The organism is Hyphococcus sp. (assembly GCF_965267305.1).
GTDB lineage: Bacteria > Pseudomonadota > Alphaproteobacteria > Caulobacterales > Parvularculaceae > Hyphococcus.
The window spans coordinates 2,273,972-2,294,855 of sequence record NZ_OZ253945.1 but is presented as its reverse complement, the minus strand read 5'-3'; the positions used below and the strand labels follow the sequence as shown (position 1 = coordinate 2,294,855).

Annotated in this window: 20 protein-coding genes and 1 tRNA gene; 12 read left to right on the top strand and 9 right to left on the bottom strand. The window is 56.3% G+C overall.

The features are described 5' to 3' along the window. Positions 1 to 162 precede the first annotated feature (162 nt). The 4 genes from ACQY5P_RS10775 to gyrB all read left to right on the top strand — a co-directional run bounded on the left by ACQY5P_RS10775 (position 163) and on the right by gyrB (position 6,649). Entirely contained in the window at positions 163 to 1,590 is a 1,428-nt protein-coding gene (locus ACQY5P_RS10775) for a DnaA ATPase domain-containing protein (protein WP_428406866.1), read from the top strand. A gap of 288 nt (positions 1,591 to 1,878) precedes the next feature. Beyond that, positions 1,879 to 2,994: a DNA polymerase III subunit beta gene (dnaN, locus tag ACQY5P_RS10770; protein WP_428406865.1), complete on the top strand. Its 1,116-nt coding sequence runs from the start codon at positions 1,879 to 1,881 to the stop codon at positions 2,992 to 2,994. 2 nt (positions 2,995 to 2,996) lie between these two features. After that, positions 2,997 to 4,181, top strand: a complete 1,185-nt coding sequence (gene recF, locus ACQY5P_RS10765; protein ID WP_428406864.1) for a DNA replication/repair protein RecF — start codon at positions 2,997 to 2,999, stop codon at positions 4,179 to 4,181. Positions 4,182 to 4,201: 20 nt separating this feature from the next. Next, the gene (gene gyrB / locus ACQY5P_RS10760; protein ID WP_428406863.1) at positions 4,202 to 6,649 is read left to right on the top strand and encodes a DNA topoisomerase (ATP-hydrolyzing) subunit B; all 2,448 of its coding nucleotides are present in this window, start codon (positions 4,202 to 4,204) and stop codon (positions 6,647 to 6,649) included. A gap of 9 nt (positions 6,650 to 6,658) precedes the next feature. Here gyrB and ACQY5P_RS10755 read toward each other — a convergent pair whose 3' ends face one another. Continuing rightward, positions 6,659 to 7,636 (bottom strand): TraB/GumN family protein, encoded by a 978-nt coding sequence (locus tag ACQY5P_RS10755; protein WP_428406862.1) that lies wholly within the window; start codon positions 7,634 to 7,636, stop codon positions 6,659 to 6,661. A 438-nt stretch (positions 7,637 to 8,074) separates the two neighbouring features. On the opposite strand from ACQY5P_RS10755, the gene ACQY5P_RS10750 reads away from it, so the two are divergent. Further along, a tRNA-Arg gene (locus ACQY5P_RS10750) sits at positions 8,075 to 8,151 on the top strand. Between the two features lie 48 nt (positions 8,152 to 8,199). Here the strand turns inward: ACQY5P_RS10750 and ACQY5P_RS10745 are convergent. The 4 genes from ACQY5P_RS10745 to ACQY5P_RS10730 form a co-directional block, all read right to left on the bottom strand. Continuing rightward, the gene (locus ACQY5P_RS10745; RefSeq protein ID WP_428406861.1) at positions 8,200 to 9,642 is read right to left on the bottom strand and encodes an argonaute/piwi family protein; all 1,443 of its coding nucleotides are present in this window, start codon (positions 9,640 to 9,642) and stop codon (positions 8,200 to 8,202) included. Then, on the bottom strand, positions 9,639 to 11,408 hold the full coding sequence (locus ACQY5P_RS10740; RefSeq protein ID WP_428406860.1) for an SIR2 family NAD-dependent protein deacylase: 1,770 nt from the start codon (positions 11,406 to 11,408) through the stop codon (positions 9,639 to 9,641). Before ACQY5P_RS10740 ends, ACQY5P_RS10745 begins: the two co-directional genes overlap by 4 nt. A gap of 199 nt (positions 11,409 to 11,607) precedes the next feature. After that, positions 11,608 to 11,799, bottom strand: a complete 192-nt coding sequence (locus ACQY5P_RS10735) for a hypothetical protein (protein ID WP_428406859.1) — start codon at positions 11,797 to 11,799, stop codon at positions 11,608 to 11,610. A gap of 348 nt (positions 11,800 to 12,147) precedes the next feature. Further along, on the bottom strand, positions 12,148 to 12,408 hold the full coding sequence (locus ACQY5P_RS10730) for a helix-turn-helix transcriptional regulator (RefSeq protein ID WP_428406858.1): 261 nt from the start codon (positions 12,406 to 12,408) through the stop codon (positions 12,148 to 12,150). A 74-nt stretch (positions 12,409 to 12,482) separates the two neighbouring features. On the opposite strand from ACQY5P_RS10730, the gene ACQY5P_RS10725 reads away from it, so the two are divergent. Genes ACQY5P_RS10725 through ACQY5P_RS10710 form a run of 4 tightly spaced genes read left to right on the top strand, consistent with a single transcriptional unit; the run spans position 12,483 to position 15,448 of the window. Continuing rightward, the gene (locus ACQY5P_RS10725) at positions 12,483 to 13,226 is read left to right on the top strand and encodes a hypothetical protein (protein WP_428406857.1); all 744 of its coding nucleotides are present in this window, start codon (positions 12,483 to 12,485) and stop codon (positions 13,224 to 13,226) included. Between the two features lie 42 nt (positions 13,227 to 13,268). Next, on the top strand, positions 13,269 to 13,613 hold the full coding sequence (locus tag ACQY5P_RS10720; RefSeq protein ID WP_428406856.1) for a hypothetical protein: 345 nt from the start codon (positions 13,269 to 13,271) through the stop codon (positions 13,611 to 13,613). A gap of 3 nt (positions 13,614 to 13,616) precedes the next feature. Next, on the top strand, positions 13,617 to 14,831 hold the full coding sequence (locus ACQY5P_RS10715; protein WP_428406855.1) for a PfkB family carbohydrate kinase: 1,215 nt from the start codon (positions 13,617 to 13,619) through the stop codon (positions 14,829 to 14,831). Beyond that, on the top strand, positions 14,828 to 15,448 hold the full coding sequence (locus tag ACQY5P_RS10710; RefSeq protein WP_428406854.1) for a 7-cyano-7-deazaguanine synthase: 621 nt from the start codon (positions 14,828 to 14,830) through the stop codon (positions 15,446 to 15,448). The genes ACQY5P_RS10715 and ACQY5P_RS10710 overlap by 4 nt, the downstream gene beginning before the upstream one ends. Here the strand turns inward: ACQY5P_RS10710 and ACQY5P_RS10705 are convergent. Then, positions 15,445 to 16,677 carry a type II toxin-antitoxin system HipA family toxin gene (locus ACQY5P_RS10705; RefSeq protein WP_428406853.1) on the bottom strand — a complete coding sequence of 411 codons (1,233 nt, stop codon included), beginning with the start codon at positions 16,675 to 16,677 and terminating at the stop codon, positions 15,445 to 15,447. The two genes, ACQY5P_RS10710 and ACQY5P_RS10705, sit on opposite strands and share 4 nt — an antisense overlap. Continuing rightward, positions 16,670 to 17,254, bottom strand: coding sequence for a helix-turn-helix domain-containing protein (locus ACQY5P_RS10700; protein WP_428406852.1), 585 nt, complete (start codon positions 17,252 to 17,254; stop codon positions 16,670 to 16,672). Before ACQY5P_RS10700 ends, ACQY5P_RS10705 begins: the two co-directional genes overlap by 8 nt. A gap of 439 nt (positions 17,255 to 17,693) precedes the next feature. Between ACQY5P_RS10700 and ACQY5P_RS10695 the strand changes: the two genes are divergently transcribed. From ACQY5P_RS10695 to ACQY5P_RS10685, 3 genes are read left to right on the top strand one after another with little or no spacing between them, the layout of a single operon-like run. Further along, entirely contained in the window at positions 17,694 to 17,882 is a 189-nt protein-coding gene (locus tag ACQY5P_RS10695) for a hypothetical protein (RefSeq protein ID WP_428406851.1), read from the top strand. 49 nt (positions 17,883 to 17,931) lie between these two features. Further along, on the top strand, positions 17,932 to 18,567 hold the full coding sequence (locus tag ACQY5P_RS10690) for a hypothetical protein (RefSeq protein WP_428406850.1): 636 nt from the start codon (positions 17,932 to 17,934) through the stop codon (positions 18,565 to 18,567). A 33-nt stretch (positions 18,568 to 18,600) separates the two neighbouring features. Then, positions 18,601 to 19,140 carry a hypothetical protein gene (locus ACQY5P_RS10685; RefSeq protein WP_428406849.1) on the top strand — a complete coding sequence of 180 codons (540 nt, stop codon included), beginning with the start codon at positions 18,601 to 18,603 and terminating at the stop codon, positions 19,138 to 19,140. A 6-nt stretch (positions 19,141 to 19,146) separates the two neighbouring features. On the opposite strand, the gene ACQY5P_RS10680 is transcribed toward ACQY5P_RS10685, so the two are convergent. Both ACQY5P_RS10680 and ACQY5P_RS10675 read right to left on the bottom strand, forming a co-directional pair. Next, positions 19,147 to 20,400: a Shedu immune nuclease family protein gene (locus ACQY5P_RS10680; RefSeq protein WP_428406848.1), complete on the bottom strand. Its 1,254-nt coding sequence runs from the start codon at positions 20,398 to 20,400 to the stop codon at positions 19,147 to 19,149. Between the two features lie 129 nt (positions 20,401 to 20,529). Further along, a complete protein-coding gene (locus ACQY5P_RS10675) occupies positions 20,530 to 20,814 on the bottom strand; it encodes a hypothetical protein (protein WP_428406847.1) in 285 nt (94 codons plus the stop codon). Positions 20,815 to 20,884 lie beyond the last annotated feature (70 nt).

Genomic DNA, 20,884 nt, shown 5'->3' with positions numbered 1-20,884 from the left:
AATTATGGTCGTCGCGGGTCTTCTGACGTAACCCGATATTTTCCTGCCGGTTTTGAGTCCGGCATTCTGATCACATCGTTAAATTGAAAATATTTGCGCGGGGGCGGGGACGGCCCGGGGCAAATGGGGGAATTTGACCTTCAAATTTGGGCGGCTTGAAAAATGGACAACGACAAAGAAATGAGCGGGCGGGACAGCCAGTTGGAATTGTTTAAGCGTTACCATGCGGCGCTGCGTCTGCGCGTCGGCGATGCAAAATATGTATCCTGGTTTAAGGATCTCGGTCTTGAGGACTACAGCGAAGAATGCGTGACGCTGTCCACGGATTCCGAGACGAAGCGCGACATGCTCGATCACCGCTTCTTCCCGGTTCTTGAAGACACATGGCGCAAGGAAGTAGGCCCTTTTCGTAAAATGCGCCTCACCGTGCTCAAAAACAGATTGAGCGAACATGCCGCGCGCATCGATGCGCAGGAAGAGCAGCGTGCGGCGGAGACGGCGCCGGTCCCCGCGCTCAAGCCGCGCGCGAAAGAGGCCAAAGACTCAGCGACCTTCGAGGGGCTCGCGACCGCGCTGGACCCGCGCAGAACGTTCGACGCCTTCGCGGTTCATTCCTCCAATCGCATCGCCTGGGCTGCGGCGCAGGAGGCGCTGTCCGAAGGCCGCGCCCGCGAGCTGATTTACTTCTACGGGCCCTCGGGCGTCGGCAAGACGCATCTGTTGCAGGCGATCGCTCATGCCTGGTCGCAGGATCAGAGCCGCGGCGAAGCGGGCTATGTCACCTACAACAATCTTTCCAACGCCTGCGTCAGCGCGGTCTGGTCGAATTCCACCGCCGCCCTGCATAAGGCGCTCTTGTCGTTCGGCTTTCTGGGCTTTGACGACATCCATTTTTTGAACGGCAAAAACCGCACACAGGAGGAACTACTGATCGTGATCGACGCAGCGCTCGACAGCGGCAAACAGGTTGTCATCGCAGGAGAGCTTCCGCCAGCCAAACTGGCTGAAGCCGGCATCAACCAGCGTCTCGCCGACCGGCTCGCCGGCGGCATTTGCGCCCCCATCCATCCGGGGGATGAGAGCCTGCGCCTTGCGGTCCTCAAAAAGCGCTTGGAGCAAAGCCCTGCGGCCTGCCGGATCTCCGACGAGGCGCTTGCCTATATCGCCCGGACATTCACCCAGTCGACCCGGGAAACTATTGGGGCCCTTAACCAGCTTTTGCTGATGTATGGCTCCGAGGAGGTCGTCGTCGATCTCGATGAGGCGAAATCGGTCCTGAAGTCTCGCCTCGACGACCGCCGCCGCGCCGCCACCGTCGATGACGCCATTGCGGCGGGAGCGGAAGCGTTTGGCCTAAAGCTTGAGGACATGACCGGCCGCTCCCAGCCCCAGCGCATTGTCCGCGCCCGCCATGCGGTGGTCTGGTGCGCCCGTGAGGTGTTGAAGGAGTCTTTTCCGCGCATCGGGAAAGCCCTGAAACGCGATCACACGACGGTTATGTCCTCCTATCGCCGGGCGCAGGCCCTGATCGAGCGCGACAAGGCGTTTCAGGACGGCGTGAAGCGGATTCGCGAGGCCCTTGAGGGCTGATTTCGGCCACGGATTTGCGGGCTGAAAAGCCGCGTAAAAACAACATTGTGGAAACACGGCGCCGGCCCGCGAAATGCGCGCCGGCGCTAGCTTTTTAGGGGCCGTTTCGGCTATACTCACAAAGGGTTTTTCGCCTTTCGATTCGCTGTTTTCGCGCCTTTTCCCACCGGCGCTGGAGCGCCGGAACGAAGGGCTTTTTGAACGGCGTTTCCTGGCTGATTTTCCGGCGCATATCCGCCGCATCTGGCAATATATCGCAGGCAGCATTTTCGAGAGAGCATTCCGCATATGAAAGTTACGATTGAACGGTCGGCCCTGTCCAAGGCGCTGGGGCATGTGCAAAGCGTTGTGGAGCGGCGGAACACGATCCCGATCCTGTCGAACGTGCTGTTGCAGGCCCAGGGCGGCGCGCTGACCCTCACCGCGACGGATCTCGATATTGAAATCTCCGAAGAGGCGCCGGCGGATGTGGCGGGCAAGGGCGCGACCACGGTGTCCGCGCTCACGCTCTTTGAGATCGTCAAGCGTTTGCCCGACGGAGCGCAGGTGCGTCTTGAGCTTTCGAGCGATGAGGGGCGGCTTCAGGTTTCGTCGGGGCGTTCGCAATTTGCGCTTGCGGTTCTGCCCGAAGACGATTTCCCGAGCCTCTCAACCGACGATCTCGAAACGCGCTTCTCCATGCCCACCGCTGATCTGCGCCGCCTGCTCGGCAAGGCGCGGTTCGCCATGTCGCAGGAGGAGACGCGCTATTATCTCAATGGCGTTTATCTGCATGCGCATGACGGCGACGCGCCGGCGTTGCGCGCCGCGGCGACGGACGGCCACCGGCTCGCGCGCATCGACGCGCCCCTGCCGGACGGCGCCTCCGCCATGCCGGGGGTCATCGTGCCGCGCAAGGCGATCGCGGAGCTCGGACGACTGCTTGAGGATGCAGAGGAGAATGTCGAGATCGCCGTGTCGCCGGCGAAAATCCGTTTCGGCTTCGGCGCCGGTTATCTGACGTCGAAACTCATTGACGGTTCGTTCCCCGATTACGAGCGCGTCATTCCGAAGAACAACACCAACATCCTGCGCGTCGAAACCAAGGATTTCGCGCAGGCCGTCGACCGCGTCTCGACCGTCTCTGCTGATCGCACGCGCTCGGTGAAGCTCGCGCTTGAAGCGGACCGGCTGCGCCTTACCGTGAACAATCCGGAAGCGGGCTCCGCTCTGGAGGAGCTTTCCGTCGATTATGGCGGCGATCCGTTGGAGATCGGGTTCAACGCCCGGTACCTCCTCGATGTGGCGCAGCAGGTCGACGGCGAAACCGCGACCTTCAAGCTCGCCGATCCGTCCTCGCCCACCGTCATTCTCGACGAAGAGGACGAGCGCGCGCTTTATGTGTTGATGCCGCTAAGGGTCTGATCTTGAGCGAAGCCGCAGTCAGGAATTGGGATAGCGCAGAGGATGCGCCGGCGGTAAAGCGCGCGCGCATCACGCGGCTCACTGTGACCGATTTTCGTTCCTATGCGCGCGCTGACGTTTCTTTCGACGGTCGGCCTGCAACACTCTCCGGCCCCAATGGCGCCGGCAAAACCAATATCCTCGAAGCGATCTCCTTGATCGGACCGGGGCGCGGCGTCCGTGGCGCGCGGCTCGACGAGTTGCCGCGCATTGACGGCGATGGCGGCTGGGCGGTCTCCGCGCGCGTTGACGATGGCGAGGATGAGCGGCGCTTCGGCGTCGGCGCCGCCGCGTCGAACCCTGCGCGGCGCATCTGCCGCATCGACGATCGCGACGCCTCAGGGCCTGGCGCCTTCGCCGATCATTTGCGTTTCATGTGGCTGACGCCGGCGCAGGACCGGCTGTTCATGGAAGGCGCGGGCGAGCGGCGCAAATTTCTCGACCGCATGACGCTGGCGCACGATCCGGCACATGGCCGCCGTTCCAACGCCTATGAACAGGCGATGCGCCAGCGCCAGCGGCTGCTCGAAGATGGCGCGCGCGACGACAACTGGCTGACAGCGGTGGAAGCGCAGATGGCCGAAGCAGGCGTCGCCATCGCTGCTGCGCGCCGGGCCATGGTCTCGCGGCTTGAGGCGGCGGAAGTCACCTCGGAAGACAGTGTTTTCCCGGACGCCGATCTGGCGCTTGAGGGCGAGCTTGAAACGGCGCTCAAATCTGCGGCGCGTGACGATGTCGAACAGGAATTTACGGAAACCCTGCGTGCGCGCCGCCGCCGCGATGCGGAGGCGGGACGGGCGCTTTCCGGCCCGCACCGCAGCGATCTTATGGTGACGCACCGCGCCAAGGGCCGGCCCGCAAGGCTGTGCTCCACCGGCGAACAAAAAGCGCTCCTGATCGGCCTTGTGCTCGCCAATGCGCGGGCGCTCAGCCTTTCAGACCCACAAGCGCCGCTTATATTGTTACTGGATGAGATTGCCGCCCATCTCGACGAAGGACGACGGGCGGCGCTCTTTTCCATTCTCGACGATCTCGGCTTTCAGGCGTTCATGACAGGGACGGACAAGTCCCTGTTCGACGCCTGGGGCCCGCGCGCCCAGCACTTTGACGTGTCCGGCGGCGCCGTTCGCGACCTGCAACTGACGTAAAATAAAGAAAGAAAATAACCATGGCGGAAAACGCCGCAGCCAACCAACCTGAAGATCAAAAGCCCGCATCGGGCGCTGAGGAATATGGCGCCGGCTCTATCAAGGTGCTGAAAGGCCTCGACGCCGTTCGCAAAAGGCCGGGCATGTATATCGGCGACACCGATGACGGTTCGGGCCTGCATCACATGGTCTATGAAGTCGTCGACAACGCCATCGACGAAGCGCTCGCGGGCTATTGCGACACGGTCGAAGTCATCTTGAACGAAAACGGGTCCGTCACCGTGACGGACAATGGCCGCGGCATTCCGACGGACATTCACCCGGAAGAAGGGGTTTCCGCCGCGCAGGTCATCATGACCCAGCTTCACGCGGGCGGGAAGTTCGACCAGAACTCTTACAAGGTTTCCGGCGGTCTTCACGGCGTCGGCGTTTCGGTGGTGAACGCGCTTTCCGAAACGCTTGAATTGCGCATCCGCCGCAACGGCAAAGAACATTTCATGCGTTTCAAGATGGGCGAGCCCGAGGCCGATCTTGAAGTGGTGGGCGACGCCATCAAGACCGGGACGGAAGTGACCTTCCTGCCGTCCGACAAAATCTTCACCGGCATCGAATTCGATTTCGACACGTTGGAACACCGCCTGCGCGAACTTGCATTCCTGAATTCCGGTGTTTCGATCAAGCTCATCGACAAGCGCCATGTCGAAACGCGCACGGAATCGATGATGTATGAAGGCGGGCTCGAGGCGTTCGTGCGCTATCTCGACGACGCCAAGGCGCCGCTTATCGACAAGCCGATTTCTTTTGCGGTCGAACGCGACGGGCTCACTGTCGATGTCGCCATGTGGTGGAACGACAGCTACCACGAAAAAGTGCTGTGTTTCACCAACAACATTCCGCAGCGCGATGGCGGCACGCACCTCGCCGGTTTCCGGGCGGCGCTGACGCGCATTATCAACAACTATTCGCAGACCTCGGGCATTGCCAAAAAGGAAAAGGTGACGCTGACCGGCGACGATGCGCGTGAGGGGTTGACCTGCGTCCTTTCGGTGAAGGTGCCCGATCCGAAATTCTCGTCGCAGACGAAAGACAAGCTCGTCTCCTCCGAAGTGCGGCCTGTCGTCGAAGGCGCCGTGAATGAAAAGCTCGGCGAGTGGTTTGAGGAAAATCCCGGCGAGGGCAAGCGCATTGTCCAGAAAATCGCCGAAGCCGCCGCGGCCCGTGAAGCGGCGAGGAAGGCGCGCGAACTGACGCGGCGCAAATCGGCGCTAGATGTCGCGTCCCTGCCGGGCAAGCTCGCCGACTGTCAGGAGCGCGATCCGGCGCGCTCCGAGCTTTTCATCGTCGAGGGCGATTCCGCCGGCGGTTCGGCCAAACAGGCGCGGAACCGCGAAAATCAGGCGGTTCTGCCCCTGCGCGGCAAAATCTTGAACGTCGAGCGCGCCCGCTTCGACAAGATGCTCTCCAGCCAGGAAATCGGCACGCTCATCACCGCGCTCGGCACCGGCATCGGCCGGGACGATTTCGACGCGGACAAGCTGCGTTACCACAAGATCGTCATCATGACCGACGCCGATGTCGACGGCGCACATATCCGCACCTTGTTGTTGACCTTCTTCTTCCGGCAAATGCCGGAGATCATTCGCCGCGGCCATCTCTTCATCGCCCAGCCGCCGCTCTACAAAGTCTCGCGCGGCAAGTCGGAGCAATATCTCCTCGACGACAAGGCGCTAAACGATCACCTCTTTGCCGAAGGCATCTCGGAAGCCTCGCTGATGCTTGAGACTGGCGAGATGATCGCAGGACCGGATCTTGCGGAACTTGTCGCCAAGGCGCGCAAAGTCCGCGACGCTATCGACGAATTTCCGCAGCGCTTCAACCGCGACATCATTGTGCAGGCCGCGCTTGCGCGCGCCTTGTCCGAGGCGCCCGATGACAGCGCAGAGGCGCAGGCGCTCGCCGACAAGGTGGCGGCGCGCCTCGACATGGTGGCGGATGAATTTGAAACCGGCTGGAAAGGCGCGCCCGACGGCGAGGGCGGCTATCTCTTCGAGCGCGAATTGCGCGGCGTCAAGGAAACACATGCGCTGCCGCGCGATCTGCTCCTCTCCGCCGACGCCAAGAAAGTGCAGGCGGGGATGGAAGGGCTCGCCGACGCCTTCGACAAGCCGGCCACATGGACGCGCAAGGATCAGCGGGCGCGGGTGACGGGTCCGAACAGCCTCCTGCGCGCCGCGCGCACCGCCGGCGAGAAAGGCGTTTCGGTCCAGCGCTACAAGGGTCTCGGCGAAATGAACCCGGAGCAGCTCTGGGAGACGACGCTCGATGAGAATGCGCGCGTGCTCTTACAGGTGAAGGTGAAAGAGGCGGACGACGCCGACGATATCTTCTCGCGGCTCATGGGCGACATCGTCGAACCGCGCCGGGAGTTTATTCAGGAGAACGCGCTGTCGGCGGCGTTGGACGTTTAGGCCGGCGCGCTATTGCGCCTGTTTATTGTCGTTCGCGGCTTCCGGCTCAACGCCGTAGCGTGAAACCTCATAGCCTTTGGCTTTGAGGAGGGCAGGAACCGAAAACTCTCCGCCCACAAGATGCGCTGCACCGACGGCGACGAAGACCTTGCCGCTTTCCGCTTCGAGCGATGCGTCGAGAACCTCCGCCCATTCGGCGTTGCGCGACACAATCAGCCGTTCGTAAACCTCCGGCGCCTGATCCCGCATGTCGTCGTTCATATTCGTGTCGATAAGCTCCGCATCGCCCGTCGCCCATGCAGTGAAAAGATCGTCGAAGGCGGCCGTCTGGTCGTCCCAATCGCGAATGGTGATGAGGAGAAGCTCTTTCTCCACCTCTGGCGAGAGGCCGGTGAAAAACGCAAGCTGCTGTTCGATAGTTTCAAAAAACCGCACATCCTTGCCGCCAGCTTTTGCGTCGGCGAGCAGCACGCTGTCGACGCCCGATCCCGGCTGGAACCCCTGATTGATGATGAACTGCACGCTCAAACTGAGAAACGCATTCCAGGGGCGCATGGTGTCGATGGCGGCGAAAGGCAATTTCAGTTCGCCCACGATCTCTTGCAGTTTTTGCGCGTCTTCTGGGTTGAGCATGCCGGTCAATGTCACGCCCTGCGGGTTGAAGCCTTGCGTCATCACGGTGTTGACGGTTTTGGTCTGCGCATCCGGCGCGTTGGCGTCCACCTCAAACCATACGACATCGGCCGCATCGAAGGCGGCGGCGAGGGTGTCATTGCGCCATTCCAGCGAGGGCGGGAGGATGTGAAACGTCCCGAGCAGGATCATTTCCGAATCCGCGTCCGCGACGCGCCACATGGCGGGCGTTGCGACCTCGATCGTCTCGGTGAGAATGTCCGGCGCGGCGGGCTGGGCCTGCGCGAAGGCGGGCGCAGCAGCGGCAAGGGCTGGCAGGCTGACGGCGAGGGCGGCGATGCGGACAATTTTCATCAATCGGCCTTTCGTGGGGTTGAGGCGCTTCTATCTCGCATCTGGAGGATAGGGCTTCAAGAGGGCGAAAAAAGGGCCCGCGCTGGGGCTTGCGCCTCACGCCTTGCCGGGCCCGCCTCAATCGCGTACATCCCGAAGCCTTGGCGAGCGGGTCCCGTAGCTCAGCTGGATAGAGCGCTGCCCTCCGAAGGATGCAACAACGGAGTTTTTGAAGTCGAAAAACGGAGTGATATTAGTTAGTTAGAAAAAGCGATCTGAGTGTCGACAAGCCGGAGTCAGCACGATCTCAGCACCGCCTTTCAGAGAAGGATTCAACGCCTTACAAACCTATCGAATTGCGTCAGCGATGACGGACCGCATGGGGCTTCAATAAAGCTTGCGCAGGCGATGGTGAGTTGGGCAAAAGACAAATTGGAAACGGACCGATCGTTTCTCTTAGATCCCGTAGCTCAGTTGGATAGAGCGCCAGATTCCGAATCTGGAGGTCGCAGGTTCGAATCCTGCCGGGATCGCCATCGGGCTTTTCACAAACAATTCCAAAACCCGATTTCGGCCTTCCTAGGCTACATAAACAGCCGAACCGGATAGGGCCGCGCATCAAGTTTTGGCATTCGTTTGACGACTTGCGCCAATATGTCGGCGTATTCGAGCGTCACTGGCAATTGCGTGTATGGGCCGTCATTGTTCCAGTTCATTTTTGTCAGCGCCAGCGTTTCTTCACAGAGATTGTAGAAATCGCCTCTACCGGCAAACCGGGTGATTAGCACTGGCGAAGGGATGCCCTTGCCTTCTTTATAGTAAGCCTTGTTGCCGGGAGTCATCGTCGGAATATCCCCCTGCGTCCACAAAAGCGCTTCATTTTCGCCGAGTGGCATAACCTGGCCGCGATGAGACGGATACCCATCGGCCTTGCCTTTCTGGCTGAAAAGCACGCCCTGCCAGCCATGGCTCCGCTGAACCTGCAAGAGTTCGACATCCGGCACATTGCTGAACGCGGCAAGGCAGCCGTCGATTTCATCGCGTCGAAATTCCGTATTCTTATGAACGACGATGCGCGCCGGGACCGAACCGGCGTGTTTGCGCTGATAAATTGCAAGTCCGCGCGCCATGACCTTCAACATCTGATCTTTGCGCATATACGGATTACTGCGGTCGATCCGAATGTCGTCGGCTTCATAAGCTATAAAATCAAGACCAGCGCCGTCGGAGTCAAACACCTGGGCGCAACAGATAGCGAATCTGTTGTCTGCGCCAGCATTGCGCCGAATAGCGTAGTCGATGCCGATGTAGGCTGTGTCCGTCCTTGTGTTGGCGAGCGCCCAGGGAATGCCGCCAGCTTTAGCGTATATGGCAATGGCAAGTCGCCACATGACGCTGCACCGACAGGAGTAATCGAGGGCGCGGTTAGTATCGCCGCCGCGGATGATTTGCAGCGGCAATCCCGCGGACGCAGAATGGGCCTTCAGAAAATCATGTAGGTCGAAATCGTCGTTTTCGTCGCCTTCAAAACCCATCATCCATTTCTCATCCAGGCCCAGAAATATAATGTCGAAACTGTGCTGATGAACGCGCAGGCTCGACAATGCGCCGATCAATGTTTCCGCCAATACGCGGTGTGGGGCCGTCGCAGATTTAAGTTGGTCATCGATGCTATCAGGGAGTTCCAGCGTCATCTCATCGCCGGCCGCTGCCAATGATGCGCCGAATATCTTTGTGAACCCAGGATATTCAGGAAGATAATCGCGTCGTTCTCTTGGTCTGTGCTTACCCTCAAGTTCGCGAAAAAGATGTTTTAGCCTTCCAATCATCGCCTTTTGGCCGATGAAGGCAACCCGGATCGGGTTGGGCACGCTCGATATACGCAACTTGCCGAAAGGTCCGTAATCGAGCAGGCCGCGCAAAGGGTGAATGTCCACCGCTGTTTCGTCGACGCTGCCGAAACGCAACAAGGGTTCTGCGAGGCGCCGGTGTTGCGGTAAATTGTACGGTTTGAGATTTGAGGTCATTTGGTCAGCCCGCTGAATCCGGTGACTGGCAGGATTTCAAATCGCGCTCCAATCCCAGTTCCACCGTCAAAACCGAGGTCAACGCCAGACTGGCCGGCGCCGAATAGAGCTTGTACCCATCCATCTAGAAGGGCGTTTGATTGACTATTGTAGCGCGTGGCGCGACGCTCTCGAACAAACTCCTTAGCGTCGTCTTTAGCCTCGTCCGCTAAATCGTCGTGGAGGTCGACCATCACGAACGGCTTCAGCAGTAACCAAAGAGCGCCGAGGCGATAGTCGAGACGAAGGCCGCAGGCTTCGGCCCATTTCACATTTCCGCCAGACCGTTCTCCGTGAAGGCGACCTGCTGCGCGTGTCAAGGTTTGTAGATCAAATCTTGCATCGCCAATATCTGCGCGAATGTAATGGCGATGACGATCCTGGATGATCGGGAAACCGCAACTTGCTGATATGGCGCTGAAAAGAGCGTCGCGCAGCAAGGACCGTTCGCCGGATTCGAATTTAAGCCGTTCCGGCAAGATGCTGTGCGTGTCGAGCTTCTTGATGCCGTAGTGTTTAAATATACGCTTCAGCTCGCCGTCATCGCCGAAGGCCAGGACGCCCTTTTTAATCCGGGCAGCGACGATTTGTTCAGCGTCGTCGCCCATTGCTTCTTGGATTTCCTTGGCGCCGCCAATATCGCACTCAATGAGTCGGCAGGTGTTCGGATACTCAACAATCGGAATAGCGTTGGTGCGGATAAAGGGGATAGAGGGCGCAGCGTTCGACAGATCGATTTTTCGCGGCGCTAACTTGCGTTTGTCATCTAACGTAATCGACAATTGTTCTGTTTGCGGTAGGTATCGCACAACGTCGGAAAAGAGCTCATCGAAACTCTCGGCTTTGACAAAATCGGCATCAACGCCTTTTTCTTTCGCCGTTGCAATGAGGGCGGCGACCTCTTCAAATATTTGGTCCTCCTCGCGGACAAACCAGAATAGTCCGTTTGGAAAGCTGGCGCTTTCCTCCAACGCACGGTTCAAAACCTCCATGACAGATTTGTCGCGTCCGCTATATCCGCTGACGGCCAACCCCTGATGCCGGCAAGTGTCGAGAAATACTCGCCGCATTTCGACGTCCTGGTTCGCCAGCTCGCTTTTCGTGTTTTTTAGATCCTCCGATTGGAAGTCGCCATGTAGTTTCGCATAAATCGGCCACCGACTTTCTGAAAAAGCTGTTTGAATGCGCTTTGGCTCACCGAGATCGCCGACAGTCAGTATGGAAGACGTTTCAAAAACCGATGTTACGGCGTCCTCAAACACGCGATCAAAATTGGTTGTCCAAACGATCCGGCATAAGTCTTTCTTCATCAAATGGGCGAGCGCCATGTGACCGAAACTTGGTTTGGCGCCGCGCATCATATCGTCGATATAGATTCGCCGGTCTTTGGCGTTGGGGTATGTCTTCTCGAAATAGAAAGAGTATTCTTCGGGACTGTTAAGCGGCGGGTTTTCACTATTTGCGTCAAAAAATCGTTGAAGCTCTGCACGCACGCGGGTGTCTCCGAGATCGGAAACGGCCGATGCAGGAACTTTCCGGTCAGATCGGTAAAGCCGGGATTTGAAGTCCCAAATCATGTCGCCGGCGGTCTTGATGCCGGTTGCGCGGGAAGCGCCAGCGCCGAGCAGCCACATCATTCCCAGCGAGCGCTGTTCGTACTTTCTCAGGAATGTCGGCAGGTCAAGAAAGGAAACCGAGGCGTCGTTATTTTGACTGTCTTGCGGCATGTGATGACCTTGAACACTAACCGCTGATAAGCCTCATGAATATTCGAAATCTTCGGTTAGAGATTAGAAATATTCTTGGATGATCGCTGATTCCGTCGTTTGCTGCAATTACGGTGTGGCCCGCATCAGGCGGGACGATTCCTCCGAATGAAGGTCGACTCACGTCCGGCCTCGAGGTGCCGGCAATTCAAGCGTTGTCCTACTCGTGCGGTTGTTTCTTCCGCTCGTTGCCCCAATCGGCAATAGCCTCGTTCGGAATGGGATTTCCGTCGGCGTCGACAAAATGATCGCCTCGCCAAATCGCGTCGCGCTTTTCTTCACCGTTTTTCAGGTAGACATCCCAGATGTCGCCGGTTCCCATTGTGTCTTGTTTTTTAAAATATTCAGCCATGAAATTCTCCTCAAATATAGCGAACAATATGGGTTGAAGATGGGGAATCTTCGTCGCCGCGCAAACCCGCCCTCTCTGCTTTTTGCCGCCGCATTTGTGGCGCACTCCCCGAAGCGCGAATGGGATGGGTTCGGCCCTCGTCCAAATGGGGCCGAAGCTTCAGGCCATCCTGCAGAGCTTGTCGAAGGATCTAGATTTGGCTTTTGAAAAAGGCGGCCCGCTGCCCCGGCCAGCCGGTTTCGCCGGTCTTTGACTCACAAAAAATCCCCAACGGATTTTCTGATTAAGAATCCATGCTTTCTGCAATGAAAGGCGAAGTCGGATCGCGAATTATGCATATTTTATGCATTATAATTCCGAGGCGATACGCGCGATGAGCGCTCGGAATTCGGTCGACTTCGCCACGCTCTCGGCAATTTGGTCATAGCGTCCGTCGGTCGATTGTTCGGCCGCCATTACAAAGGCGGCTGCGCGAGCCATCAACTCTTTCCTCGGAATTTTGCCGTTTTCAACGCGAGAAAGCGTGGACTGATCGGCGCCGAACTTCTCGGCTAGCGCTGCCTGATTGAGGCCCGCGCGTAATCGCGCCCATTTCAGGCGGCCGCTCATCCCGTTTTTTGTCCAGTCGCTTGCTTGCATAATGAACGCATATATTATGCGTAATGCGATATGGGAAGACTGCTATGTTCGATAAAGCGCATGCGATGGGGGTAAATTTGTCGTTTCGTCACTGCCCTGATGACGAAATTCTGCCTGGCGTTCGTTTTGGCCGCCAAGATGAATTGCTGACGCCGGCATATTGGGCCATGCGCTGCGCTTGCGCCGATGTGGAAAAAATCGATTTTGTGAACCACCACGGCAGCCTCGCTGAGGAGATTGGGTTTTGCCTACTTGGCGGATTTGGCGTGACCCTGGAGGTAGCGACGGCGTTTTACGAGCGATTGCGCAAAAAGAATGTATTTCAGACTGGGGAAAACCGCTCTGAGAGCGATATTTTTGCAATGCTTGCTGAACCGGCGCTCGTCAACGGACGGCCGCATAAATATCGCTTTCCGAATCAGCGCGCGCGACGTATTTCAAAGGCGATGCAATCACTTGGCGAATTGGATTTCGATACCGATCCAATTTCATTTCGAAATCAAATTCAGACGCTAGAAGGCGTCGGCCCGAAAACAGCGAGTTGGATTACGAGAAACTGGTTCGATACTGACGAAGTCGCTATTCTGGACATTCATGTATTGCGAGCTGGTTGGACAATCAGTCTTTTTGAGAAAAACTGCCGGCTCCCGAAAGATTACTTGGCGTTAGAGAAACGCTTTATAGCATTCGCCGGAGAATTGCATGTGCGCGCATCCGTACTCGATGCAGTTATGTGGTCGGACATGCGCATGTTTGGATCGGATTTAGCGCGTGAGATGGCCGCCTAATAAGCTTTCTTCGCGCATATAAGCGTCGAAGGAGGATTGGTCATGGGTGGAAGCGGTTCAAGCAACGGACGGCCCGTTTCCGGGTCAGGCGGCTCAAGCGGAAGCGACAAATGTGATCTTCGGTTTCAGACGGAACTGTTCAGCCCTGTCGCAGCCGTCATTGATGAGCTGGATAAAGGCGATCGCCTGGATGTCGAGCTTTACACTGAAAATCAGACGACAAGCGTCGCCGCGCTAACGAAAGGCAATCGTTCGGTCGCCGGCACAATTACCGGCGCCGGTCAGTTGGGCGATCTTATTCGGTGTTTGCGCGGCGGGCATCAATATGAAGCGGAGATTGTCAAAATTTCCGGATCGTCCGTGACGGTCATTATCGAGCGAATTTAGCGAATGATCGTTGCCGGCGGATTTTACAAAGAGCGATGTGTTTCACCCGAACATAATGTTGAGTTCGGATCGGGCGGGCGCGCTGCAATCGCCATCGCGCTCGCAGGGGTTGACGTTGAATGGCGCTATTATTGTCCGAAAAACTATCAAGAGATCGTTTCGCAGTCGCTCTCGCGATCGAACTTGAAGCACGTTGCTTGCGAAAGCAACGAAACCGTCTCCTTCACATATTTCCATCCACTATCGAATCCTGAGTTTACGCCAGCCAACCCTCGCCAATGCGCGCCAATCGAAATCAAGGGCGAAAACATTCTGAGATTCGGGTTTATGGAAGGAACGGCCGTCGTTCATGGCGACCGCGTGGTATTCGACCCGCAAAGCCCGCATCACCCGGTTTCGTTCAGCGCCAACGGATCAACAGCAAAATCTTTATCCATAATTCTGAACGCGAAAGAAGCCCTTGCGTTAGGACGCTCAAAAACCGAAACCAAGGCGGTGGAGAGAATCTATAAAGAAGAGGGTGCGTCGGTCATTATTGTTAAGGGCGGCGCAAAGGGGTGTCGTATTTATGTTGATGGCGCGTACACGAAGAGCGTGCCGCCCTATCGCACTGAGCGCGTCTACAAGATTGGGTCCGGCGATGTGTTCAGTGCGGCTTTTGCCTTTCATTGGGCGGAGAAAGGCCTGCCTCCTGAAGAGGCCGCAGATGCGGCGTCGAGATGCGTCGCTCGTTACTGCAACAACCGGTTGCCGTCGGTCGTGCTCGATGAAGATACAGCGGCGCTTGAGGCCGTCGTGCTTGATAGAAAAAAGCCAGGAAAGGTTTATGTCGCCGGACCGTTTTTCACGATGGCGGAACTTTGGCTGATTGAAGAGGCCTGCTTGGCGTTGGCCGGTCTTGGAGTGAAGTTTTTTTCGCCATATCATGAGGCCGGGATCATCCGCGAGCATACCAAGGAGGAAATTGATCGTGTCGTGGCGGCCGATCTAAAAGGCCTCGATGAATGCACCGCATTACTGGCGGTCATGGATGGGTGCGATCCGGGAACTGTCTTCGAGGTCGGGTACGCTGTTCGCAAAGGCATCCCTGTGGTCGCGTTATCGCAAAATCCCAAAGAAGGCGATCAAACCATGGTGAAGGGCTCGCAGCGCAGCACCATTACAGATGACTTTGCGAGCGCCATATACCGCGTCGCCTGGGAAAGCGGGCGCAAATGAAATTACTTTTGTTTTCTGGTGGTGTTGAATCAACCTGTCTTGCGCTCATGACGCGTCCGGATATCGCGCTGACGATTGATTACGGGCAGGTTTGCGCGCGCGGCGAAATAAGGGCGGCGTCTCATATTTCTAAGGTTATAGAATTGCGCCATGAGGTGGTTACAGCCCCGCTTTCCCATCTCGGGGCCGGCGATATGGCGGGCGCCGCGCCGCCAGAAGATCAAGATGACAACAACCCCACCGAGTACTGGCCTTTGCGCAACCAGCTTTTGATTACGCTTGCGGCTATGCGATACGCGCAAGATGATTTGCGGGAAATAATTATTGGAACCGTTTTATCAGACCGCATTCACAATGACGGCGCGCCTGCATTTGTTTCTGCGATGAGTGAAACGCTGCGCAGCCAATATCCAAATATGTCGCTCTCTGCGCCGGCGCTGGATATGACGACCCCAGAACTTGTCGCGCAATCGGGCGCTTCACGCGATCTCCTGGGCTGGACATTCTCGTGTCATCGGGCGTCTTTTGCATGCGGCCTTTGCCGGGGCTGCAATAAGACCCGAGAATTATTCGCCAACATGGACGAGCGCCCAGATGAGCGAATTGCAACGGCCTAGAGTTCGCGAAACAGCTCTACAGAAGCAAAATGCGTCTCAATTTTTGAACGCGCTTCTGCCGTAATGGGCAGGTTTTTACTTTCGCCAGGCCATAGGCTGCGGAAGCGCTCAACGGTTTCCTTGGCGGCGTTGACGGCCAAAGATTCGGGAGCGCCCGCCTTGGCGGTAAGATACTTCAATTCATCGAGTGAGAATTTCGCCATGCGCTTTTGTCGCGCATATTTGAGGCCTGCATTTTCGTCGTCTAAATAAGCGATCGTTGAAACAAAGTCGTAAGCAGGCGCGATCGTTGGCGTTACGCGGTTCTTATAGATGAGCGACCAGTTCTTCAGATGCATGTCGGCGTTTCCGATCAGCGTGTTGAAAACGAGACGCTTGATGAACTCGTCAAAGCCTTCAGCGCCGGTTTCGATCCAAAGCACCTGACCGATGGAACGGTAGGTGGCGCGCTGATATTTTTGATCTGGATAGACGCTGAAAACTTGCGCGAAATCTTCAATTTGGATGCGCTCGCCATCCGGTCCCCGGTCGAAGCGTTCAATGGCGAACGCTGGCCCTTTAAGCGTTTCGACGCCTTCCGGCAGGCCTTCTATCGCCGCCGGATCGATTAATTTGTGCGGCGGAACGTCAATGCCGATTTTCTGCGCCAGCGTCATCATCGACATTTCATTTTCAGGCACGCGGTCAAAATTTGACGATGGCAGTTTTACAATCCATGAGCCGCCTGCGCCGTCGATGGGGATAGTCAATCCGCCTTCGGCTTCCAATATCGCCGAAAATTTCATCTGAACGCCTGCGAGCGAAAAACGCATGGCGTTTTCATGTTTCCCGCCGCTAGTTGAGGCGTCCCCATCATCGGCGTCGTCAATGTTCAAGCTAACGCCGTCTTCCGGCGTGACCGTCAGCGCGCCTGGCAAGTCTCGGCCGAGAACGGACAGAAGATGAAATTCACGCATTTTTTTTACGCCTGCACGGACGGCGAGATAGTCCCGCATGTGGCCTTCGGGGAGGAGGTTCGAGAAAAACGGCGTCAAACTTGTTTGCGTCGGTCGCGATTGGGTGATGAGGTCACCGAATTCATCCTTGAATGACAGGCTGAGCGTCGGTCTCGCGTCATTCGCCACATAGGCGTCATTGAAGGCGAATATTGATCGGTCACCCTGAAGCAGCGTCAGGGTTCCAATGGGCTCGCCATAAAGTTTTACGAATAATGTTTGTACGCTACTCATTATCGTCCTCATCGAGTCGATAGGCGGGGCGCGGTTCTGAACTCTCCTCCGTTACATTGTGAGCGATTTCGTTACGTATGCGCCTCAACTCATTGGCGTGAATGTCCAGCGTGTTCACAAGCGCGGGCGTTGCCTGAATTGATTTGAGCGCGTCTCCTATTTTTGAAATACGCTGTGCGTCGCCGCCGCGCAGTCTGAAGTTTGACAGCTCGCGGGTCGTCTTTGCGAGTTTTGTCAAATGATCGTTGTCGGGGAATCGCTCCCGAAGAACGGTGACGATTGTGCTGAGACGGCGGATCGCGTTCTGCGCGGTTTTCTGGTCATAAGAAAGGGGCTGGCGCTTGATAATCGCATTTACCGCCGGAACGTGCTGGCGCGGCACCAGCATCAGGTCGAGATCGAGCGATCTGGCGAATTCAATCAATGTGGAAAGGCGCGGATCAATCTCGCCGTTCTCAATCTTCGAAACGCGCGGCTGCGTGGCGCCGGTCAGGGCGGCGTAGGCGCGCTGGGACAGCCCGCGGCGTTCGCGCTCTTTCTGAAGCGCCTCTCCAATATCTTTTAGCGCATAGGTCATTTGATGCCGTTTTGAGCATATTGTCAGTGAATGATGCCTCTAAATATATCAAAATCACACGCTGTCAATAGCATCGATACTCTATAAGATATCATTAGCAACAATTATACCTTATAAGGCATATATATCGCGATTCGCGAGAGAAACAGTCGCCGTAAGGCGCATTACAAAGAAAAGTGGGACACGCCATATAAAACCATTGAGTGTCGGTGACTTTGGCGACGGTCGCTAGGGCCGATTCAAGATCGAGGCCGCTAATCCGTTTGACGGAGATGTTGCACGACCGCCGCCGCCGCTGCCCGTAATAATCTTCTTCCTCCCTCGCAATTGTCGACTTCAAACCGCTTCAAAACATGTAAATCAAAGGCGAGCGCTGACAGGGTTGACTTCCTGGGCAAGGCAAATTGCTATTCCATCGCATCAGCGCCGGGAGAGCCAAATGGCGAAAAACGAAAAGACTTCGAAAGAAATCGCGAAAATCGCGGCGAAAGGCCTGAAAGATCCGGCCTCTCTGACCAAGACGGAAATCAAGAAACTTTCCGGCTCGGCGCTGACCCAGGCGCCGGACAAGAAAAAACCGAAAGCTAAGGCGAAGAAGAAAACGCCCGCGAAGAAGAAAAAGAATTAGGCGGCAGCGCTGGCCCAGCCAAACTGCCGGATATGAAGCGCAAAGAACGATGCCGCGAAACATTCTCCATATCGGCGCCGCGTCGCGATTGGCGCTTTACGATCTCGAGGAAATCGACCGGCGGCTTTCCGGCCAGGGAGAGCTCAACGCCCAGTGGATGCTCATCGTTAAGCAGGCGCTGATCGTCGCCGCAAATTTAGCCGACCTAGAGCCATCCGTCCGCCATCTATACAAAAACCGGCCGGCGCTTGCAGCAGAATTCAAAAACCACGAAAAGGCCTATGGGTTTGCGAAATATGTGCGCAACATTCTGGTTGGTCATGTCAATGACGACCTGCTTGCAAAGGCCTTCGAATGGAAACCCGAGCTCTTGCAGTTGCTCGCTGACAATGACGACAGGACGGGGTTTTTGATCAACATCTTTGTCCTTGAAACGGCATTGAATACCTATGTTGACCAAAATGAAAATCATCTTGTTTTCAACGGCGACACCGATCTGGCGTACCCGCCCGACTGGAACCGGTTTCTTGGATTTCTAGAAGGCGTTGTGCGCGGCGGCATTGCGTTTTCAAAACTGATCGTCGCGGCCGCGCAGGAAGACATGCCCGCGCCGCCAGAAGGCGATGAACATTTGCTCGGCTATATTAACGCCGGACGGACCACATTCGCACGCATAAAAAAATGACGGCTTTGCGCATGTTAATTGCGACGTTTATTCATGATCGACGTCAATGATCGCATTTTCGTGGCTGGCGCCCGAGCCTGTCCGGGCTGCGGGCCGGCGACCGGCGTCAGCCCGGCGGGCCGCGAGCTGCTTGCGGAACATAGCCAAGACTGGGCGATCATTCACGCCTGCAAATCGCCCTGTCACCAGCGCGCCGTAGGCTACAAGGGCAATCTCGACAGCGCGCACCCGAATTATCTCGTTCTCCAATCCGGAAACGATCTTTACCTCAATATGATCGATCCGCCGGTTCCGCTGTTCAAGCCCGCGCTGTTTACTGAAGCCATGCGGTTCGCAAAGGAACATTGGGACGCGGGAAGAGCCGTGCTCTTTCATTGCCATCAGGGTCAGTCTCGGGCGCCGAGCCTGGCGCTGTTGTTCCTTTCAAAAGTGCGGCGCGTCATCAGCGATGAATCTTTTGACGCGGCAAGGCGGGAATTCGAAAGGCTCTACGAATTTTATGCGCCCGGAAAAGGGATTGCGACTTATCTTACGGAAAACTGGAATGATATCGGCGCTGGCGGCGGCGATTAACAAGCCCTATTCTATTTCCGCCTTTCTGTCGGTGAGCGAAGCTATCGTATTGTTCAGACGGCGCAAGAGATCGTCGTAAGTGAGGATGTCCATCATATTGGCGTATTTGCGCTTGATGACTTCCAGATCGAACATTTGATCCGGCGTTAAGGCCTCGCTGTGCTTTGTGGAGCGGTCCCGTCCCAGAATGATGATCGCCTTCGGATTAGTGATGCGAAGCTGAAATCCGTGCGGCAATTTGTTTCCGTGCCGTTTGGTCAACTGGCGCTCGCCCTCGACGCCCCATTTCGATAAGTGAAACAGGTATTTCTCCGCCTGCATGATGCTGCCGGATAATTCACGGGTCGGCAAATTATTGTCGCGATAGCGTGTTTTCGCCAAGACGGAATTGTCGAATGGTTTCTTTATTTCAATGACATCGATATTGCCGCCGGCGTCAACGAGGCAAAGGTCGATAAACCGCTTTTTTGTTTTGTCAGGCGATGAATAAAAATCCGAAATCCGGACGTTTTCCAGCACAGCGACATATTTTGGGAGGAGCAACAGGATCACTTTCGTAATCATCTCCTGCCAGTCCCGTTCGGAATAGGACTCCGCCTTCTCTAGCCAGGCTGTAATTGTGTCGCGGAGATAGACATATTTGTCGATTTCCGCCTGTAAGAGCGATTCCTGCCGGAGCGGTTTCTTGCTGACCGACGATTTTCGCTTGCTGAGATAGGTCTCGTATTTCTTACGCGCGTCGCTCACTCCGTCGAAGAATTCGCCGACAATCGCTTCGACACGCGCGGCCGCATAGCGATTGAGTTCGCCAGTATTGGGAAATCGGTCGAGCAATTCCCGGAAGGCGTCCAGCGGGATCGCGCCGTCACGGTCGCCGCCGACGACAATATCGCCGCCGTCCTGCTTCACCTTCGCAATCCGCTTGAAAATGCCGATATTGCGCTCGGCAACGAAAAGTTTGCGTTCGAGGGGTATGCCTTTGTCAGCGATCAGAACGTCAGCTTCCATATCCAGAATGCGCCCTGCGATACGGAAGTAACCATCCTTTCGTTTGGCGAAGCGAAACCGAAATACGCCGCGTTTCAATTCGCCGAATTCGTCTTCCTTCGGCCTGGAAATGAGATCGCTGTCCCTGAAGCTGAAGGCGCGGCTTATCCTCACCTGATGATGTGTCTTCAGCTCCCGCAAAACCCACCAAGCGTCGTTTTCGGGGGTATAGTCGAGGGCGACATCGTTTTGTTTTATGTCGAATTTAATCATCGCCTTTTCCAATCATCCGCCACCTAAGAACCAAATAGCACGACGTGGCATCGGGCTCTGCTTTGGTCGGCGGCGAAATCAAAATGTTGTCATCAATATTCTTCTTTTGGTCTCCGATTGCGAGGCTACTTAACGTTGTTTTCGATCCTGCACCTCTGTAATACCTATGATGACTTCGTTGAGGTAGGCTTCGATAATACTCAACTCTTCGTCAAGGATCGGGAGGTCTGGTGGAATGTTATTCACAACGCGGGGCGTGGTATCTGAGTTTGCGTTGCGAGATGTTTTTTTGATCTCGAAGAACTCTTCCGAGAATGTACTTCTTTCGCGCGCCGCATTGAGCTTTAATCTCCTGAATTCTTGTCGGTCATTACTAACACCAATTGCCTTCGCTCGATATTTGAATGGCGTCACTCAAAATGACGCCGCCACCAGTTAGGTAACCATGAGACCGGCTTCGATGGTAGTCGTGTCTCACAACCCC

Excerpts from the sequence above, each read along its gene's own strand:
- ACQY5P_RS10775 (WP_428406866.1), top strand. The coding sequence starts at position 163 with ATGGACAACGACAAAGAAATGAGCGGGCGGGACAGCCAGTTGGAATTG.
- dnaN (WP_428406865.1), top strand. The coding sequence starts at position 1,879 with ATGAAAGTTACGATTGAACGGTCGGCCCTGTCCAAGGCGCTGGGGCAT.
- gyrB (WP_428406863.1), top strand. The coding sequence starts at position 4,202 with ATGGCGGAAAACGCCGCAGCCAACCAACCTGAAGATCAAAAGCCCGCA.
- ACQY5P_RS10755 (WP_428406862.1), bottom strand. The coding sequence starts at position 7,636 with ATGAAAATTGTCCGCATCGCCGCCCTCGCCGTCAGCCTGCCAGCCCTT.
- ACQY5P_RS10745 (WP_428406861.1), bottom strand. The coding sequence starts at position 9,642 with ATGACCTCAAATCTCAAACCGTACAATTTACCGCAACACCGGCGCCTC.
- ACQY5P_RS10740 (WP_428406860.1), bottom strand. The coding sequence starts at position 11,408 with ATGCCGCAAGACAGTCAAAATAACGACGCCTCGGTTTCCTTTCTTGAC.
- ACQY5P_RS10735 (WP_428406859.1), bottom strand. The coding sequence starts at position 11,799 with ATGGCTGAATATTTTAAAAAACAAGACACAATGGGAACCGGCGACATC.
- ACQY5P_RS10730 (WP_428406858.1), bottom strand. The coding sequence starts at position 12,408 with ATGAGCGGCCGCCTGAAATGGGCGCGATTACGCGCGGGCCTCAATCAG.
- ACQY5P_RS10725 (WP_428406857.1), top strand. The coding sequence starts at position 12,483 with ATGTTCGATAAAGCGCATGCGATGGGGGTAAATTTGTCGTTTCGTCAC.
- ACQY5P_RS10720 (WP_428406856.1), top strand. The coding sequence starts at position 13,269 with ATGGGTGGAAGCGGTTCAAGCAACGGACGGCCCGTTTCCGGGTCAGGC.
- ACQY5P_RS10715 (WP_428406855.1), top strand. The coding sequence starts at position 13,617 with ATGATCGTTGCCGGCGGATTTTACAAAGAGCGATGTGTTTCACCCGAA.
- ACQY5P_RS10710 (WP_428406854.1), top strand. The coding sequence starts at position 14,828 with ATGAAATTACTTTTGTTTTCTGGTGGTGTTGAATCAACCTGTCTTGCG.
- ACQY5P_RS10705 (WP_428406853.1), bottom strand. The coding sequence starts at position 16,677 with ATGAGTAGCGTACAAACATTATTCGTAAAACTTTATGGCGAGCCCATT.
- ACQY5P_RS10700 (WP_428406852.1), bottom strand. The coding sequence starts at position 17,254 with ATGACCTATGCGCTAAAAGATATTGGAGAGGCGCTTCAGAAAGAGCGC.
- ACQY5P_RS10695 (WP_428406851.1), top strand. The coding sequence starts at position 17,694 with ATGGCGAAAAACGAAAAGACTTCGAAAGAAATCGCGAAAATCGCGGCG.
- ACQY5P_RS10690 (WP_428406850.1), top strand. The coding sequence starts at position 17,932 with ATGCCGCGAAACATTCTCCATATCGGCGCCGCGTCGCGATTGGCGCTT.
- ACQY5P_RS10685 (WP_428406849.1), top strand. The coding sequence starts at position 18,601 with ATGATCGACGTCAATGATCGCATTTTCGTGGCTGGCGCCCGAGCCTGT.
- ACQY5P_RS10680 (WP_428406848.1), bottom strand. The coding sequence starts at position 20,400 with ATGATTAAATTCGACATAAAACAAAACGATGTCGCCCTCGACTATACC.